15 protein-coding genes and 2 pseudogenes are annotated in these 15,488 nt (G+C 60.7%); 10 read left to right on the top strand and 7 right to left on the bottom strand.

What is annotated here, in order from left to right; all coding sequences use genetic code 11:
- Positions 1-206 precede the first annotated feature (206 nt).
- Positions 207-509: an IS66 family transposase gene (locus tag J2W36_RS26620; protein ID WP_370869394.1), complete on the top strand. Its 303-nt coding sequence runs from the start codon at positions 207-209 to the stop codon at positions 507-509.
- Here the strand turns inward: J2W36_RS26620 and J2W36_RS25895 are convergent.
- From J2W36_RS25895 to J2W36_RS25885, 3 genes are read right to left on the bottom strand one after another with little or no spacing between them, the layout of a single operon-like run.
- A complete protein-coding gene (locus J2W36_RS25895; protein ID WP_307692670.1) occupies positions 457-1,377 on the bottom strand; it encodes an NAD(P)-dependent oxidoreductase in 921 nt (306 codons plus the stop codon). The genes J2W36_RS26620 and J2W36_RS25895 overlap by 53 nt on opposite strands.
- Positions 1,374-2,057, bottom strand: a complete 684-nt coding sequence (locus J2W36_RS25890) for an RraA family protein (protein WP_307692669.1) — start codon at positions 2,055-2,057, stop codon at positions 1,374-1,376. Before J2W36_RS25890 ends, J2W36_RS25895 begins: the two co-directional genes overlap by 4 nt.
- A 47-nt stretch (positions 2,058-2,104) precedes the next feature.
- A complete protein-coding gene (locus J2W36_RS25885; protein WP_307692668.1) occupies positions 2,105-3,070 on the bottom strand; it encodes a Bug family tripartite tricarboxylate transporter substrate binding protein in 966 nt (321 codons plus the stop codon).
- 112 nt (positions 3,071-3,182) lie between these two features.
- On the opposite strand from J2W36_RS25885, the gene J2W36_RS25880 reads away from it, so the two are divergent.
- Positions 3,183-3,935: an IclR family transcriptional regulator gene (locus J2W36_RS25880; RefSeq protein ID WP_307692667.1), complete on the top strand. Its 753-nt coding sequence runs from the start codon at positions 3,183-3,185 to the stop codon at positions 3,933-3,935.
- Between the two features lie 115 nt (positions 3,936-4,050).
- Here J2W36_RS25880 and J2W36_RS25875 read toward each other — a convergent pair whose 3' ends face one another.
- Positions 4,051-4,716, bottom strand: a complete 666-nt coding sequence (locus J2W36_RS25875; RefSeq protein WP_307692666.1) for a VOC family protein — start codon at positions 4,714-4,716, stop codon at positions 4,051-4,053.
- Between the two features lie 14 nt (positions 4,717-4,730).
- Between J2W36_RS25875 and J2W36_RS25870 the strand changes: the two genes are divergently transcribed.
- The 4 genes from J2W36_RS25870 to J2W36_RS25855 all read left to right on the top strand — a co-directional run bounded on the left by J2W36_RS25870 (position 4,731) and on the right by J2W36_RS25855 (position 8,714).
- Positions 4,731-5,099 (top strand): hypothetical protein, encoded by a 369-nt coding sequence (locus J2W36_RS25870; RefSeq protein ID WP_307692665.1) that lies wholly within the window; start codon positions 4,731-4,733, stop codon positions 5,097-5,099.
- Between the two features lie 598 nt (positions 5,100-5,697).
- Positions 5,698-6,201, top strand: coding sequence for a DUF4189 domain-containing protein (locus tag J2W36_RS25865; protein ID WP_307692664.1), 504 nt, complete (start codon positions 5,698-5,700; stop codon positions 6,199-6,201).
- Between the two features lie 123 nt (positions 6,202-6,324).
- On the top strand, positions 6,325-6,825 hold the full coding sequence (locus J2W36_RS25860) for a DUF4189 domain-containing protein (RefSeq protein WP_307692663.1): 501 nt from the start codon (positions 6,325-6,327) through the stop codon (positions 6,823-6,825).
- Positions 6,826-7,298: 473 nt separating this feature from the next.
- A complete protein-coding gene (locus tag J2W36_RS25855) occupies positions 7,299-8,714 on the top strand; it encodes an IS1182 family transposase (RefSeq protein ID WP_307692662.1) in 1,416 nt (471 codons plus the stop codon).
- Positions 8,715-8,896: 182 nt separating this feature from the next.
- Here J2W36_RS25855 and J2W36_RS25850 read toward each other — a convergent pair.
- From J2W36_RS25850 to J2W36_RS25845, 3 genes and pseudogenes are all read right to left on the bottom strand, one after another.
- Positions 8,897-9,079 (bottom strand): annotated as a pseudogene (locus tag J2W36_RS25850) (tautomerase family protein); the annotation flags it as partial.
- Between the two features lie 218 nt (positions 9,080-9,297).
- Positions 9,298-9,399, bottom strand: a pseudogene (locus J2W36_RS26615) (transposase); the annotation flags it as partial.
- 32 nt (positions 9,400-9,431) lie between these two features.
- Positions 9,432-10,517 (bottom strand): helix-turn-helix transcriptional regulator, encoded by a 1,086-nt coding sequence (locus J2W36_RS25845; protein WP_307692660.1) that lies wholly within the window; start codon positions 10,515-10,517, stop codon positions 9,432-9,434.
- Between the two features lie 381 nt (positions 10,518-10,898).
- Here J2W36_RS25845 and J2W36_RS25840 point away from each other — a divergent pair, with 381 nt between their 5' ends.
- From J2W36_RS25840 to J2W36_RS25825, 4 genes are all read left to right on the top strand, one after another.
- Positions 10,899-12,470 (top strand): methyl-accepting chemotaxis protein, encoded by a 1,572-nt coding sequence (locus J2W36_RS25840; RefSeq protein WP_307692659.1) that lies wholly within the window; start codon positions 10,899-10,901, stop codon positions 12,468-12,470.
- 97 nt (positions 12,471-12,567) lie between these two features.
- Entirely contained in the window at positions 12,568-12,783 is a 216-nt protein-coding gene (locus J2W36_RS25835; RefSeq protein ID WP_307692658.1) for a hypothetical protein, read from the top strand.
- 9 nt (positions 12,784-12,792) lie between these two features.
- On the top strand, positions 12,793-13,776 hold the full coding sequence (locus J2W36_RS25830; protein ID WP_307692657.1) for a DUF6976 family protein: 984 nt from the start codon (positions 12,793-12,795) through the stop codon (positions 13,774-13,776).
- Between the two features lie 843 nt (positions 13,777-14,619).
- The coding region (locus J2W36_RS25825) for a methyl-accepting chemotaxis protein (protein WP_307692656.1) at positions 14,620-15,488 on the top strand (869 nt) is incomplete at its 3' end.

Here is a 15,488-nt window from a genome sequence, read left to right as displayed (position 1 = left end):
CGGAGGATGCGTCCGAGTACGTCGAGGGCATGACTGCAGGGCGGCAGCATGCAGTCGTTCATTTCTATCGGGCTGACGTCGGCTATCGCTGCGAAGCGGCCGGTTGTGTGGTCGTCGTCGGCTTGAGACTGACAGCGGTCGGTCATCTCATCAACACTGAACGACGGCTGCTGGGCAGAGCAGACAGTTGAAACCAGCACAAGCGCCTGCGCTTCGGCAAATGCAGCGAGACGCTCGACGCTGACCTAGCCGCCATTGAAGAAGAGCTGAAGCGGCTTCGCCCGCCGCCCAAGACCGAGGACAAGCAGCAGCCGCGCCGCACGCCACTGCCGGCAAACCTGCCGCGCGTCGACATCCACCACGAACTCGAGTCGACCACTTGCAGGTGCGGCTGTGCGCTCACCGTCGCTATCGGTGTCGTTGCGAATCCGATCGCGCCAGGCCAACCCAGCGTCGTCAGCGCTTCAGGGCAGCCAAGGTGTTCCTGGCAGCGGCCACACCCATGTTGACGTAGGCATCGCTGGTCACACCGCCGATGTGCGGGCTCAGGACGATGCGCGGCTCGCCTTGGAAGATGTGAGGCACGACGAAGGGCTCGACGGCGAAACTGTCCAGACCCGCCATCGCCACCTGCCCGGACTGGATCGCGGCCAGCAGAGCCGGCTCGTCGATCAGGCCGCCACGCGCGGTGTTGACGACGATGACGCCCTTCTTGCACTTGGCGAGCGTCTGGGCATTCAGCAGTTTGCGGTTGTCCGCGGTCAGCGGGCAATGCAAGGAAATGACGTCCGCTTCGCGCCAGATTGTGTCCAGGTCTGCAGGCTTGATGTAGCTCGGCAGGTCCTTGGCAAAAGGATCGAAGCCCAGCACGCGCATGTCGAGCGCATCCACCATGCGTGCGAATTTGCGGCCGATGGCACCCAGGCCGATCAGGCCGATGGTGCGGCCGCTCAGCTCGATGCTCTTGTGCGTGGCCTTGTCCCAATGACCGGCGTGCATCCGCTCGTTGAGCTTGACCAGCGACTTGGCGCACGCGAGCGTCAGCGCCAGCGACTGCTCGGCAACGGCCGCCGCGTTTGCGCCGACAGCTGCGGTCACCTGGATCTTGCGCTCCGCGGCGGCGGCCTTGTCGATGGTGTCGGTGCCGCTGCCATGCTTGGAGATGACCTTGAGCGCCGGCGCCGCGTCCATGATCTGCGGCGTCACGCCGCCGTAGCGCACGATGATCGCAACCGGGTTGTGCTGCCTGGCCAGGGTGGCGAGATCGTCGGGCTGCGGCGTCTTGCCGGCGTAGACGACCTCGTAGTCGCCCAGCAGCGCCAGTGCCTGGGGCGCCAGGTCCGCGCCCGTGACCAGGACGGCGGGCTTGCTGCTCACAGCTCCTCCCCTTCCTTGAGCACGCCTGCAGTGATGAGCGACTGGTTGAGCCAGGGCGCCGCGAGCTTGCCTTCCTTGATGCCGGCGATGCGCTTGGCTTCGCTTTCGACCTTGCCCGCGGCCTTGCCCAGCAGCGACTCGAGCTTCTCGCGCTCGACGCACATCACGCCGTCGCGGTCGGCTGTGATGAAGTCGCCGGGGTGGATGGTCACGCCGCCGCAGGAGATGGGATGTCCGATGCGGCCGCCGACTTCTTTCGTGGGGCCGTTGGGGTTCGTGCCCACCGAGAACACCGGAAAGTCCATCTCCTCGATGTCTTCCGCATCGCGCACGGCGGCGTCCATCACGACGCCGACCAGGCCGCGCTTGCGCGCGGCGTGCATCATGATCGTGCCCATCAGCGCGCAGGTCTGGTCGCCCTTGCCGTCGATGACCAGCACGTCACCGGGCTTGGCCAGCGACAGCGCCGCGTGGATCATGAGGTTGTCGCCGGGACGCACCTCGACGGTGAAGGCGGGGCCGGCCAGCTTCATCTTCGGCGAGAGCGCCCTGATGCGCCCGTGCAGGGCGCCGCGGCGACCGTTGACGTCGGACAGGATGGCGGGCTGGAACTCCGCGGCCTTCTTGACGAGCTCCGGGGAAACGCGCTCGAAGTCTTTAATGATGTTGGGCTTACTCATGTTGCTACCTGCTTGTGTCGTTGAGAGGTGAGAGAAAAAGGTTCGGGTCAGTCCAGCTTGGCGCCGGACTGCTTGATGATGGGCGCCCAGACGCCGATGTCGGTCTTGATGAGCTCGGCAAACTCGTCGGCCGAGCCACCCAGGACGGTGGCACCCTGCTCGTTGAGGCGCTTCTTCAGCTCCGGCGACTGGAGGGCCTTGTTGATTTCGGTGTTGAGTTTGGCCACCACTGGCTTGGGTATGCCGGCCGGGCCGACAAAGCCGAACCAGGTCACCGACTCGAAGTCCTTGTAGCCAGACTCCGCGACGGTCGGCACGTCAGGCAGATCGGCAGACCGAGTCTTCGACGTAATGGCCAACGCACGGATCCTTCCGTTTCGGATTTGACTCAGCAGGGTCGGTACGGTCGAACCGTAGAGCTGGACCTGACCACCGATCAGATCGGTGACGGCCTGCGAGGCGCCTTTGTAAGGAACGTGCGTGAACTTGACGCCGGCACGGCGCTGAAACAGCTCGCCAGTGAGGTGCGTGACGGTCCCATTGCCAGGCGAAGCGAAGTTCAGTGAGCCGGGTTTCGCCTTCACAGCGGCCACGATCTCGCCGAGCGTCTTGTACGGCGAGTCGGCCGCAACGACGATCAGGATGGGTGCGCTTGCGACCAACGCGACCGGCACGATGTCCTTCATGACGTCGTAGGGCATCTTGCTGTACAGGGTCGGGTTCACGGCGAGGTTGCTGCTCTGGCCAAGGGCCAGCGTGTAGCCGTCGGCTTTCGACTTGGCGGCGGCGTCCACACCCAAGTTGCCGCCGGACCCTGGCCTGTTCTCGACGACAAAGGCCCAGCCCAGGGCGGTCGTGAGTTGGTTCGTAACGTCCCGGGCGATCACGTCCGTTCCTCCGCCGGCCGGGAACGGCACGATGATGCGAATGGGCTTGTTGGGATAGTCCTGGGCGGATGCCGAAAGCGCAAGTGAAGTAGCGGCGAGCGCCAAGCTGCGTTGGATCAGGTGCATCGTTGTCTCCATGCTTGTAATGGCGCCATTGTTTGGGCTTGTTCTGCTCCTTACAATGCAGTTCCGCCTGGCGCGACATGTTCCGAAGATTGGAACAACAAAGGAGAACGCAATGGATGTGGAGACCGACAACGCTGCCACCAGTGCGGATGGGGTGATCGCTGTCCGGCGGGCGATGAAGGTGCTGGAAGCGTTCGGCGTGGGCGATGTGAGCCTCTCGCTGGCGGAGCTCAGCAGAAGGACTGGCTACCACCGGTCCACCGTGTTGCGCCTGGCCCGCACGCTGGCCATGGACGACTACCTCGTTCAGAAAGACGACGGAGGCTGGCGCTTAGGACGTGCCTCAGGATGGCTGGGCGCCTGCTACCAAGCCACGTTCAGCGTCCACGACGTCATCGAGCCGGTGCTGCGCGAGCTGTCCATCAAGATGGGCGAGAGCGCCACGTTCTATGTACGCGAAGGGGAGGAGCGGACGTGCGTGGTGCGGGTCGAAGGGCCGCGCGCCGTTCGGCACCATGTCAGGATGGGTGCATCGCTGCCGCTACGCGTCGGGGGGCCCGGCTTGGTGATCCTGGCTTTCACGGGCGAGCAAGGAGAACCCTTTGAGACCATACGGCGAGACGGCTACCGTATAGCGCTCGGGGAGCGAGACGCGGAAATTTCCAGCGTATCCGCTCCAGTGTTCGGCGTGAACTGGAAATTCTTAGGTGCGCTGTGCGTTTCCGGGCCGATTTCGCGGTTGACCAGCCCGGTTCTTCGTGGATTCGTGCCCGACGTGATCGAAGCGGGGAAGAAGCTCTCTTACGCGATTGCCGGAAGTGGCAGACAGGCGGTCCCTGCTGCTCAGCAGGTTTGGCACCCTTGACCTCCCCGCAGAGGTTCGGCTGAACCCTTGTGCAGAAGTTTGTATAAATCGACCGCTTTTCGCACCAATTCTGCGCACAGACGTACGTCTGCTGTTAGCCGACTGACGACGTTCGTCACGCGCGGTGGGCACGACTAGAGACGCTGACTGAATTCTTGTCGGGGTCTTTTACGTTGGCAAAAGCATATCCATTCGCCTTATGGATGGCGCCGAACTTGAGCCCCTGTGCCGCTGCCTCGGCTACGAAGGCTTCAACGTCGCTCACGTGAAAGCTCAATTTCACACCGACCTGCCCCAGCTTTACAGATTTAGCTGCTTGATGAATGAGCATTCCTGCACCCACATCCGGCGCCTTCAGCTCGATGAGGCCCTCGCTGACTTCACCGTTTGTGATAAACCCGAAATGCTTGGAGTAAAAATCGGCAGATTTCCTCATGTCACGGGCGTAGATGATGATTGTGCCAAGCGATGCTTTCATGGACGGCGATTGAAATTTTCGGTTCAGTGGAAAAAAGCGTCTCTTGACCGGTGTGTAACTCTCGAATTCGGCCATCGGGCTGACAGACCGCTCTTGGCCGAGTCCCGTCATCGTAGCTGAGGCCGCGTCGGTACATGCCCGGATCGCCCCAGCGGGTTCACCGGTCATAGCGGACTTTGAGAGGAGAGGTTTGTGATCGCACCAACCCGATCTGTAGCTGAATAGTCGTTCAGGAGCGACGGTGACTTTGGTCACTTCACGCGTTGGGATCCGCCCCATAAACTCGATGACTTCAACTTTCAACAACCTCAACCTTCATGGCACAAGCATTCTCTCGTCGCTGCGCGTTCGTTGGCGCCTCTTTGTTGTCTCTGCTGGCCGGTTGCGCCTCCATGGCTGTTACAGATGACGCCATTGAACAGAAGACGGCATTTGCCCTGGGCGTGCCCAAGGGCAGCTTCACGATCTCGGATCGCGTCAACGAAGGCATGCAGACGAACTATTCGGTGAGAACGAATACCGGCAAGCAATACAGCTGCTACGTCACCGGAACAATCTCCACCGTCGGTCGTGTGGTCTCCGACGCTGTATGCAATGGCGCCAGCCGCTCGGGCGGACCGGCCCCCAAACCGGCAGCGAGCGAGACCTCCTGCAATGCGCTACTAAAGGCTGCCGGGCGCTGCTGATCTACGCCAGGAGCTTTGCGCGCACGCTCCCGGCTAGTTGGCCTGCAATGTGACGCGGCCCCAACGGGACTTCGCGGTGCTTTCCTCGGCCACGACTTTGACTTGCCGGGAGGTGACCGACTTGAGCACTTCGCTCATCTTCGGATCGCCGTACTTCGCTGGATCTTCCCCCTTCCTAAAGTCCTCGACCGTCCCGGGCATGCGCACCAGGCTGATTTGCGAGCCCGCACTGAACGACTTCCTGGGTGGCCCGCTTGCAGCTTTCCTCAGATAAACGAGCGCCCGGAGGATCGACGAAGAAGCCGCCGACCAGCAAGGATTCTCCCGGGGCCACGGAGAACTTCGCGAAGTCCTTCGACAGCCAAACCGACGCGGATCGCGCATTGACGGACCGCTTCTGGATTGACGACACCCAGCCCTTCCCGCCAGAGCCATGATTGAATTTCCAACCGACCGAGAGCAAGGTTTCACTTGGACGAGTTTATGAAGTATCTCCAGCTCCTCAGCACGCACCGGCATTACGCGGAGGCACCTCTACCAGCAGGGCACCAAAAAATTGAGGGCTGACGCTTCCCTTGATAACAAACTAGAGTCATTTATGAAATTAATAAGACGATTTTGTTTTGTATTCCTTTCGATGCCTTTTTGTGCTTTTTGTCAAACTGCGTGCCCAATAGGTACTCCTGCAGGTAGCGCTACGTGTGGCCCAAGTCCTTCAAGGACTGGTGCTGGAGGATATATTAATGCCCCTCCCCCAAGGCCGTCGGGTGAATGGATTAAGACTTGGGGAGCTATCGCTCAGGCTCCAAACGGAGATACCGGCGTCAGTTCGGGGCAACTTTCAAAGAATGATGCTGAAACCGATGCGATAAATAAATGCGGTCACTGGGGCGCAAGCAATTGCAGCATCAAATTTACCTATAGGAACCAGTGTGTGGTGTCTGTCGACCCAGTCTCAGGTGGGCCTGGGGGCTCGATTGTTAGTGCCGGGTCTGTACCTGCTGCAGTGGAATTGGCAACGAAAAATTGCGAAAAATGGTCGGAAAAAGGGTGTAAAGTGAGTTTCAGTCAGTGCTCAGATCCCATTTTCAAAGAATACTGAATTTCTAGATTTTGGGGAGGGACGATAAGGCAAGTGTGCCTAGTCGCAAGGCTGGATGCGATAAACACAGTTAGCGCAAAGTCATTTAGATATGGCGACGCCATATAAATTTTCGAATCTATCATGAAGTTCTTGGTTCGTGCCTCCTCTATTTTGGCTTTTATTTCATTGCCGATCTTTGCCCAAACGGCTTGCCCGATTGGCACCGCTGCTGGGAGTGCTACCTGTGGCCCTAGCCCTTCGCAGGGTGGAGGAATTATTCAACAGCAAGCGCCTACGCCGTCAGGCGAATGGATTAAGACTTGGGGCGCCATAGCCGTTGGCAATTCTACGGGAGACGTTGGCCTGGCTGTTGGTAAAATGTCTAAAGAACAAGCGGAAAATGAAGCGCTGATTAAATGCGCGCAGAATGGCGCGCTTGATTGCAAGCAAAACCTGTTTACGTACCGCAATCAATGCGCTGCGCTTGCTTGGCCCAATACGGCGGGTGAATATGTTATTATTGGTGGTCCTAGCAAGGACACCGCCGCTCAAGAGGCTTCCTCCGCATGTGGCAAGAAGGCATCTGCCGGTTGTAGAGTTGTTTATTCTGAATGCTCCGAGCCTTATTTTAGAAAATTTTAGGACGCGATCAATTTTTAGCTGGCTTTTCAAGCCAAACTCCGCGACGCGGCGACGGAAGAAACAATTTGCGTTGCGCACATCAGAGGCCTGAAGTGCAACCACTAACCGGTCGACTCGATGTACTACTTTGTCGACGACCATGGCTTCAATCTCGTCGGACTAGACTGCACGGGTGAGCGAGAAGCAATAGTTCCGCCTCGGGTCGTGGCAATAGATGTATGCCATTCCATCGTAGGCATCGCTGTTTGCCGAAGCGCTCACGGTTGCTCGTAGCTTCGTCTATTCCGTCGGTCCGAAGTGTCGAAGTCGGCCGGCAGTATCGCCGAGCGGGCCAGTGTGAACGTCGGCTTCTCGGGGAAGTTTGCGGCGGGCTTGAGTGACCGGTTCTGGCCGATAGTGTTGAAAAACTCCCCAGAATCTTGTGAGTTGGCTCGCCGTTTGCATGCCCTTCGTCACCGACGGAGGTATGCATCATGATGGGTCAAGCAGCCGTTCAAGATCAGCTGTTCTACGCATTCAACCTCGACGATCACGTCCCACGTGATCACCTGCTTCGAGGCGTTGACCGATTCCTCGATCTGAGCGAGCTACGCCAACATCTTGCGCCGTTCTACAGCCACACCGGCCGGCCTTCGATCGATCCCGAACTCATGATCCGCATGCTCGTCATCGGTTATTGCCTTGGCATCCGATCCGAGCGCCGGCTGTGCGAGGAAGTCCATCTCAACCTGGCCTACCGCTGGTTCTGTCGCCTGGGCCTTGAGGACCGAGTGCCCGATCATTCGACCTTCTCAAAGAACCGGCACGGCCGCTTCCGCCAGAGCGATGCATTCCGATTCGTCTACGAGACGGTGCTGCACCGCTGCATGACCGAAGGGCTGGTCCAAGGCGAAGGATTCGCGATCGACGCCAGCATCATCAAGGCCGACGCCAACCGCGCGCGCAATGTCCCTGCTTCCGAGGTCGCGCAATGGCGTCAGGGCACCCAGTGCAGTCGCGCGGTGCGCGAGTACCTTGAAGCGCTCGACGTGGCCAATCCAGTTGCAGACGATGTGCCCGAAGGGACGCACGACACGCAGACCGCATCCCGGAACATCTCCCCGACCGACCCGGCCGCACAATGGACCGCAGCACCGGGTGGTCCGGCCTTCTACGCTTACTCGACCAACTACCTGATCGATCTGTCGGCGGGCATCATCATGGACGTGGAGGCAACGCCTGCGCATCGCGCACCAGAGGTCGAGTCCACCCGAACCATGATTGATCGGGTCGAAGAGCGCTTCGACATCAAGCCCAGACGGCTTGTGGGCGACACAGCGTACGGCACTGCACCACTACTTGGCTGGATGGTCGAAGACAAGCAGATCGAACCTCACGTGCCGGTGTGGGACAAGACGGTTCGCAAGGACGGCAGCCTGTCGATCAGCGAGTTCCAGTGGGTGCCAGAGCGCAATGAGTACGTGTGTCCCGAAGGTCATGCGCTGCGCAATGAGCGACGCCGGTTCGCGATCCCGCGCAGCCACGTCACGAAGGCCGACACCGTGATCTACCGAGCCAGCCAGACCGACTGCGTCGGCTGTGCGGCCAAAGATCGGTGTTGCCCGAACACGCCGTTGCGCAAGATCGCCCGAAGCATGCATGAAGGTGCCCGCGAGACGGCGCGGTCCATCGCAAAGACACCGGAGTACAGCCAGTCGCGCAGGGACAGGAAGAAGGTCGAGATGCTGTTCGCGCATCTCAAACGCATCATGAAACTGGATCGGCTCCGGCTTCGCGGACTCAGTGGTGCGCAGGACGAATTCCTGCTGGCGGCAACTGCCCAGAATCTTCGGCGAATGGCCAAGTGGTTGATGCCAATTGAAGCGGATGCAGGAATGAGGATCGCGTGAGGTGGGCCGCGAGGCCTCTCAGGTTCCATCGCCCCGCAACTGAGCTGCGAATCCTCGGTGATCGCCCATGCGCACAGAATTCGAGACGAGTTTTTCAACACAATCGGCCGAGTGCCGTCATCGTAGCTGAGGCCGCATCGGGCAGGTTGCAGACATAGCACTTACACGATAGCGGTCGCTCCTTAAGCAAATTGCGCCAAGCCGTGCCCGACGGACCAGTTCTCTTTGGGCGCATCGGCAATGGTCAAAAAAACATCCTCCGGACGTATCCCTGGACTCTCGGCCAACAACTGCGCAATGCGCTGGAACAGTACCTTCTTCTGCTGAGCGGTGCGCGTGTTGAAAACCGTGACCTGGACGTAAAGGTGGTGCGCGACGAATGTAAGGTGTACGACAGCGTGATGAAGGCGGGGACGATCGAATTCGGCCAAGTGCTTGGCGCATACGCGGCGCAAGTCCGATGGGCTACTTCGCGGCGGGGTAGCGCTTTAACTCGAAGGCTTTGTTGAGCGCGTGGAGGTCCAGGTGGGCGCCGGCCAACAGCTTCTCGAGCTTGTTTTTCGCCGCTTCCGGTCAACGCATCTGCCGAGCGACGGGCCTGTCCATGCCGCCGTACCCCCGCGCGCCATTTGTAGAAGGTCGACTCGCTGAAGCCGCCTTGGCGGCACATATCTTTGATCGTCAATTCGGACTCGGCGTGATGCAGGTCGGTGCAATCTAAGCAAGGCGTCGTGAGACGAGTGCGTGCGGTCCGTTGGTCTCAGGCCTATCCAGTTGGCCGGACCGTTGCCTCGAAGGTGGGTGCCCGGTCCAGCGCCTGTAGGCGCGTGTGAATGCACTCGGGTCCGAAAAACCCGCGGCGGCGGAGATTTCGGCAATCGGTGTGTCGCCGGCCGCCATCAGATTGAAAGCGCGAGCCCGGCGGCCGTCGTCTAGCAAGTCGCGGTAGTTCAGTCCGGCCTGCGCCAACTGCCGGCGCAACGTGCGCTCGCTCAGATTGAGAGATGCAGCCACCTGCGCGATTTCAGCCGCTTCCGGCAGGCGCCTGCGGATTGCGCGCTCGACACTGAACGCGATGGCTGGCATCGCGCTGAAGCGCTCGCGTTCCCGTTCAAGCCAACGCGCCGACATTCGGCTCGCCATGGCGTTGGCCCACGATAGACGAAAGTCGAGCCACTCTGCATGGGTGCTAAGCACATTTCTCTGGCAACCGAAGCGTACCGAGCACCTGAAAAATGCGGCGTAGGCTGCGGCATTGATGGGTGCCTCGCGGACGAGCTCCACCGTATATGGCGCGTAGTCGGTGGAAGCGATCTGCCGGTGCATCTGAACCGTGGCGGCGAAGGTTAGGTCAACTAGGAAACGCTCCTGCAACTCCTCACCGGCAAATGGTTCGGCGACCAGAAGCCTCACGTCGTTCGAGGACTCCTCGCTCATGTGCAACAGATGGCCGGCGCTCTGACTAAACCGGACAGAGAGGGTGATCGCATCGCCCAGCGTCGCTGCGGCCAGTTGCCCAAGCGCCAACGCGCCGCGCTCGGTAATTTTGGCGCGTTGGCCAGCCTCGAGACCCCGCTCGGCCATCGGCTGATACTGCAAGGCCCGTCTGACCACTGAAATCGCGTCATCGTGCGAGATCAGCGTGTCAGGGGACTCGAAATCGAGAGCGTCGATGTCCAGTCCGCGAAAGAGCGACGGCAGGTGGATCTGTTGGGCGCCTGCCTCCGACAGGATCAACGGCATGAACACCGGCGCCACCATGGACGTCGCGGGCCGTCCCGGAGGCCGGTTGTGGCCGTGCATGCCGTGGCTTACTTGATGGACCCGAACTGGCGATTCGACGCCTATTACGCCGGACGCGCTCATACCGAGTTGCGGTTGGTGAGGCAGCGTGACAGGTGAGGTCGCAAAATCAAAAATCTGTGGAGGTCCTTGGTGGGGCAGCATGCGAACCATTTTTGACCCTGTTCGACTCTTCGTGGCGATATCGAATGCGGAAACATTGACGCGCGTCAATGTTGTCGCTTACCCCATCTCGGGGCAGTTGATTGAAGCGGCCTGAAAACCGACCCGATAGGCCAATTCTTGCGAGCCGGCCACATTTCGCTCAGCAGCCGGTCATCCCCGACCGATACCCCTAATAGGCCCAGCCTCGCTGGCCGCCATTAACCGTAGCACCTCGCCATGAAGCCATTTCGAAACATAAGCATCTCTGCCCGACTTCTTTCAGTGTCGGTCGCGCTGATCGTCGCACTCGCCGTGCTGGCCATCAGCACCTGGGCACAGCTTCTTCAGGTGCGTGAGCTCTCGACCAGCGCCGGCAAGGTCAAAGTGTTGCAGCTGGCGCTGATCGCCAGCACGGAGTTGAAGGTTGCGCAGGTGCTGTCAGAAATCCGTCAAGCGCTGCTGATGAAAACGGCCAAGGACACGGAACTTGCGCTGTCGGCCATCAGCGCCAAGCGCGCTGAAATCTCCCAGAATGACGCGGACTTTTTGAAGGAGATCACCACGCAGGAAGGGCGGGACGCCTTCCAGCGTGACTGGCTGCGGCTGCAAGCGGTGACTTGGCCAGTGGCCGAGGCCAACATGCAGTTGCTCAAGGAGAACAAGGCCGACGCGGCGCAGGCCATGCTGATCGAGAAGACCATTCCCGCGTACGCAAAGATGCAGGACTGGCTCGTGGCGGCGCGCAGCGCCCAGGGCAAAGAATTGGGCACGATGGTTGAAGCCATTGGCGTGGATGTCGACGACATCCGCCACTATCTCAGCGCGCTGGTTTGTACGATCGCCATCGGCCTGCTTGCCTTCTCGTGGTCGATCACACGCACGCTGCGCATTCGGGTCGCCATGTCACAGGAGGTGGCCGACCGGGTGCGCCAGGGCGATTTCTCGGTGGCCGTGACCGATACGGTGCGCGACGAGTTCACGCCGCTGCTGCAATCGATGTCGGCGATGCAGTCTTCGTTGACAACGGTTGTGCAAACGGTGCGGAAGAATGCCGAGTCCGTGGCCACTGCCAGCGCGGAAATCGCCCAGGGCAACCAGGATCTGAGCCAGCGCACCGAATTGCAGGCGAGCAGCCTCGAACAAACGGCGTCGTCGATGGAGCAACTCGGATCTACCGTGCGCCATACCGCCGACAACGCCCGTCAGGCCAATGAGCTGGCCCAGGGTGCTTCTGTGGTGGCGCTGCAGGGTGGCTCCGTGGTCAGCCAAGTGGTCGAGACAATGAAAGACATCAACGACTCGTCCAAACGCATTGCCGAAATCATCAGTGTGATCGACGGCATCGCTTTCCAGACCAACATCCTGGCGCTCAACGCTGCGGTGGAAGCAGCCCGTGCCGGCGAGCAGGGCCGTGGTTTCGCTGTCGTGGCGAGTGAGGTTCGCAGCTTGGCGCGGCGTTCTGCCGACGCGGCCAAGGAGATCAAGTTGCTGATTTCGACCAGCGTCGAGCGCGTCGAACAGGGCACCCAACTGGTGGCTCGAGCAGGCGTGACGATGAGCGAGATCGTCAGCGCGATCGAACGTGTGACGAACATCATGGGCGAGATCAGCACCGCCAGCGGCGAACAGAGCGACGGCGTCCATCAGGTGGGCGAGGCCGTCACGCAGATGGACCAGGCCACGCAGCAGAACGCCGCGCTTGTCGAAGAGAGCGCCGCCGCCGCCGGAAGTCTGAGGACCCAGGCGCACCAGCTCGTACAGGCCGTGTCCGTGTTCAAGCTGCCCGACGCCATGGCGATGACGGCCTGATCGGCCACCGAGTCAATTTCCTCTTCGGCAGCGGATCCGGCCTCAAGCCGTGCCTGCCGCCATAACCCAGCTGCCATTACCAACAGGAGACCACCGCATGCCCATTCCCGCCCCCAATCACCCATGCTGGCAAAGGCTCGCCAGTGGCGGCCTCGTTCGCCTCAAGACCCAGCATCTCGGCACGCAACTGATGGCCAAGCGTCTGGAGCGAAGCACTGAGCCCGTCAACGTGAAGGCTTCCGAGCTCCACGCGTTCTTCACCAAGTGGGAACGCATGCTGAGCGCTGAAGTGAAACAACTCCTGACTCTCTGAAAGACTCCCATGAATGAATTGATCACTGTTCAAGCTGCGGTCGAACTGATCGGCAAGGGTGTGCCGCTGAGTTTGGCAGGGCCGGAATCCGCGCTGGATCAACTGCCTGCGGGCAATTGGATCGGCGGCACGACTCCGTATTTCATGGTCGCCGGCGGCGGCGTGATCGTGACGGACGGCAAGGTCTTCGCGACCGACCTGACGCACGTCGGCACCGTGAGCCTGGCGTGCTATGGGCCGGACGAACTGGCCGCGATCGCCGGCAATGCGCCCGACAACGGCTTCAGCATCGCCATCATCCCCGCCGGCGGTCAATGCCACCAGTGTTTTGCCGCCGAAGCGGCCAACTACCCCGGCGCCTTTCTCAAGCCGACCGTGGGCTGGATCTCGGGCGTGCACCTGACGGACATCGGCAAGGTCACGCCAAAGGTCTACGACGGACGCACCGCCTCCAAGTTCGAAGATCGCGTGGCGGTGGCCTACGTCACACTGCCCTCCGACAAGCTCGCCTCTGTCGACATCGTCAACCTGTTCGAGCCCGATGACGGCGATCTGCTGCGGTTTCCGACCGCCGGCTTCGATGTGGATGACTGCGAGGTCAACGGCGAGAAGGTCAACTTCGCTGCCTACGTGCGCAAGCGCGGTCTCCAGAACGGTTCCCTGCCGCTGGTGGGTGACTTTGCGGGTGCGCACGTGAACGTGTCGCTGCAGCAGGTCGATGTTGCAGGCGGCCAAGTGGCCTTGTACGCCCCGGTCTTCCCGGAGGTGGACTATCGCTTTGCCAAGCCGGTCGGGGACTTTGCAGCTGCATTCCGAATGCGGTTTGCCGAGCAGGGCGACGCAGGTGCCGTGATGGCGTGCAACTGCATCCTGAACTTTGTGTTCGGCGAGCTTGAAGGCAAGGCAATCGGCGGGATACAAGGCCCCGTCACGTTCGGCGAAATCGCCTACCAATTGCTGAACCAGACGATGGTGGCGGTGCGCGTTCTCTGAGGCCAATGCTGCATCAGGCCTTGCAGCGTGGGGTGCCAGGGGATGGCGTTTTTGGTAACAAGGCGTCGACCGGCACCGCTGGAGTTTCTGGCGATTCGCGTGCACGCGGGTCTCTTGGGATTGTGAGCTATCACGTTCCCGCGCTGCGAGTTCCGCGCGATCGCCCCGGATGCCGCGTACCCCTGGCAACCGGACGTGCGAGTCACCCCGCATACGGCTCAAGCCATCCTTCAGCGCCATGGGCTGGCATCGAACAATTTGACGGAACGTTTCGCGGCTCGACGACGAGCCAGATACGCCGCCCATTCCGGGTCGATCGGATGCCAGATCAGACGGGAAGGCGTTGGTCTGGAAGTCCAGCCACGGCGGGTTCTCGGCATACATCTCGACGATGAGCTCAAACCCAACCCGAATTTCACGGTGGCTCCGTCCTGAGCGGCGGCCAGCCTGGCAATGCCAGCTGAGTCGCCGCCAAAAGCGCCACTGCCACCCCCTTCAGCCCCCAAACAGCTCGGGGTGCTGGCAGCGGTTAACGCGGTACTTGGTCATCCGTCATCACCTCGGCCTTCAACAGGTTGCTGGCCGCTGTGCAATGGCCTTGCGAGAAACTGCCGGAGCCGCCGCTCTGGCTAGTATGAATTGAAATCAAAATCTGGCGTCAAATTAAATTCATTCTTAATTCACAAGGGCATCACAAAAAAATGTCAAAAAGTCCTACAAACATCACTGGCCGTCTGCCTAGCTCAATGTCATCGATGGGCCTAGCGCGTGTTTGTCGGCAAATACGCAAATACACAGAATTGGTCTCGTCGCACCTCGACGTAACTCCGAAAAAATCGAATCATGCGTATCAACCTGCCCATCATCGCCAAGGAATATTTACTGCAGCCCAACGCGGCGCTGGTTTCTCGCACCGATACCAAGGGGCGTATTACCTATGTAAATCCGAGCTTCATCGAGGTCAGCGGTTTTACCGCGGAAGAGCTGATCGGCAAGGCGCACAATATCGTCCGCCATCCTGAAATGCCGGCCGAAGCATTCGCCGACATGTGGGAAACGCTCGGGCTCGGCCTGCCATGGACAGGCATGGTCAAAAACCGTCGCAAGAACGGGGAGTTCTATTGGGTCCAGGCCAATGTCACGCCGATTCGCAACGATGGCACCACGGTGGGCTACATGTCGGTGCGCAGCACCCCGAGCCGGGCGCAGGTGGCAGCCGCCGAGTCCCTGTACCAGTCGATGCGTGAGGGAAAGTCCGCCGGGCTGCGCCTGCATCGCAGTGAGCTGGTGCGGTCGGGTTGGCGCGAGCCTGTCGCCTGGCTGCGGCGCATTCCCGTGCGTCGTCGGTCCTTGGCGGCAACCAGCATGGCAGGCGCACTGTCGCTCGTGCTCGGTCTCATGGGTGCCTGGGAGGTGGCGTCCCTTCCCGCGGCACCGAGCTGGTTGCCCTGGGCGGTCGCCCTGTTCAGCACGACAGTGGGGCTGAGCTTCATTGGCATGGGCCTCTTCTTCGATCTGACCGTGTTCCGCCCCTTGGACAAGGCCAAAGATGTCGCCCGCATCATTGCGGGCGGCCAGCTCGTCAAGTTCGAGATTCGACCGCAGGACGAAATGCGCGAGCTGCTGCAGGCGCTCAACCAGATGAGCGCCAACCTGTTCGCGTTGGTCGGAGACATCGATGCCAGCGTGGTGGGTGTCATGGCGGGCTCGGC

Origin of the sequence: Variovorax ginsengisoli (assembly GCF_030811835.1) — a bacterium.
Classification (GTDB): Bacteria; Pseudomonadota; Gammaproteobacteria; order Burkholderiales; family Burkholderiaceae_C; genus Variovorax; species Variovorax ginsengisoli_C.
The sequence above is the reverse complement of the archived record's forward strand: the minus strand, read 5'-3'. Positions and strand labels throughout refer to the sequence as shown.

Excerpts from the sequence above, each read along its gene's own strand:
- J2W36_RS25890 (WP_307692669.1), bottom strand. The coding sequence starts at position 2,057 with ATGAGTAAGCCCAACATCATTAAAGACTTCGAGCGCGTTTCCCCGGAG.
- J2W36_RS25885 (WP_307692668.1), bottom strand. The coding sequence starts at position 3,070 with ATGCACCTGATCCAACGCAGCTTGGCGCTCGCCGCTACTTCACTTGCG.
- J2W36_RS25880 (WP_307692667.1), top strand. The coding sequence starts at position 3,183 with ATGGATGTGGAGACCGACAACGCTGCCACCAGTGCGGATGGGGTGATC.
- J2W36_RS25870 (WP_307692665.1), top strand. The coding sequence starts at position 4,731 with ATGGCACAAGCATTCTCTCGTCGCTGCGCGTTCGTTGGCGCCTCTTTG.
- J2W36_RS25865 (WP_307692664.1), top strand. The coding sequence starts at position 5,698 with ATGAAATTAATAAGACGATTTTGTTTTGTATTCCTTTCGATGCCTTTT.
- J2W36_RS25860 (WP_307692663.1), top strand. The coding sequence starts at position 6,325 with ATGAAGTTCTTGGTTCGTGCCTCCTCTATTTTGGCTTTTATTTCATTG.
- J2W36_RS25855 (WP_307692662.1), top strand. The coding sequence starts at position 7,299 with ATGATGGGTCAAGCAGCCGTTCAAGATCAGCTGTTCTACGCATTCAAC.
- J2W36_RS25845 (WP_307692660.1), bottom strand. The coding sequence starts at position 10,517 with ATGCACGGCCACAACCGGCCTCCGGGACGGCCCGCGACGTCCATGGTG.
- J2W36_RS25840 (WP_307692659.1), top strand. The coding sequence starts at position 10,899 with ATGAAGCCATTTCGAAACATAAGCATCTCTGCCCGACTTCTTTCAGTG.
- J2W36_RS25835 (WP_307692658.1), top strand. The coding sequence starts at position 12,568 with ATGCCCATTCCCGCCCCCAATCACCCATGCTGGCAAAGGCTCGCCAGT.
- J2W36_RS25830 (WP_307692657.1), top strand. The coding sequence starts at position 12,793 with ATGAATGAATTGATCACTGTTCAAGCTGCGGTCGAACTGATCGGCAAG.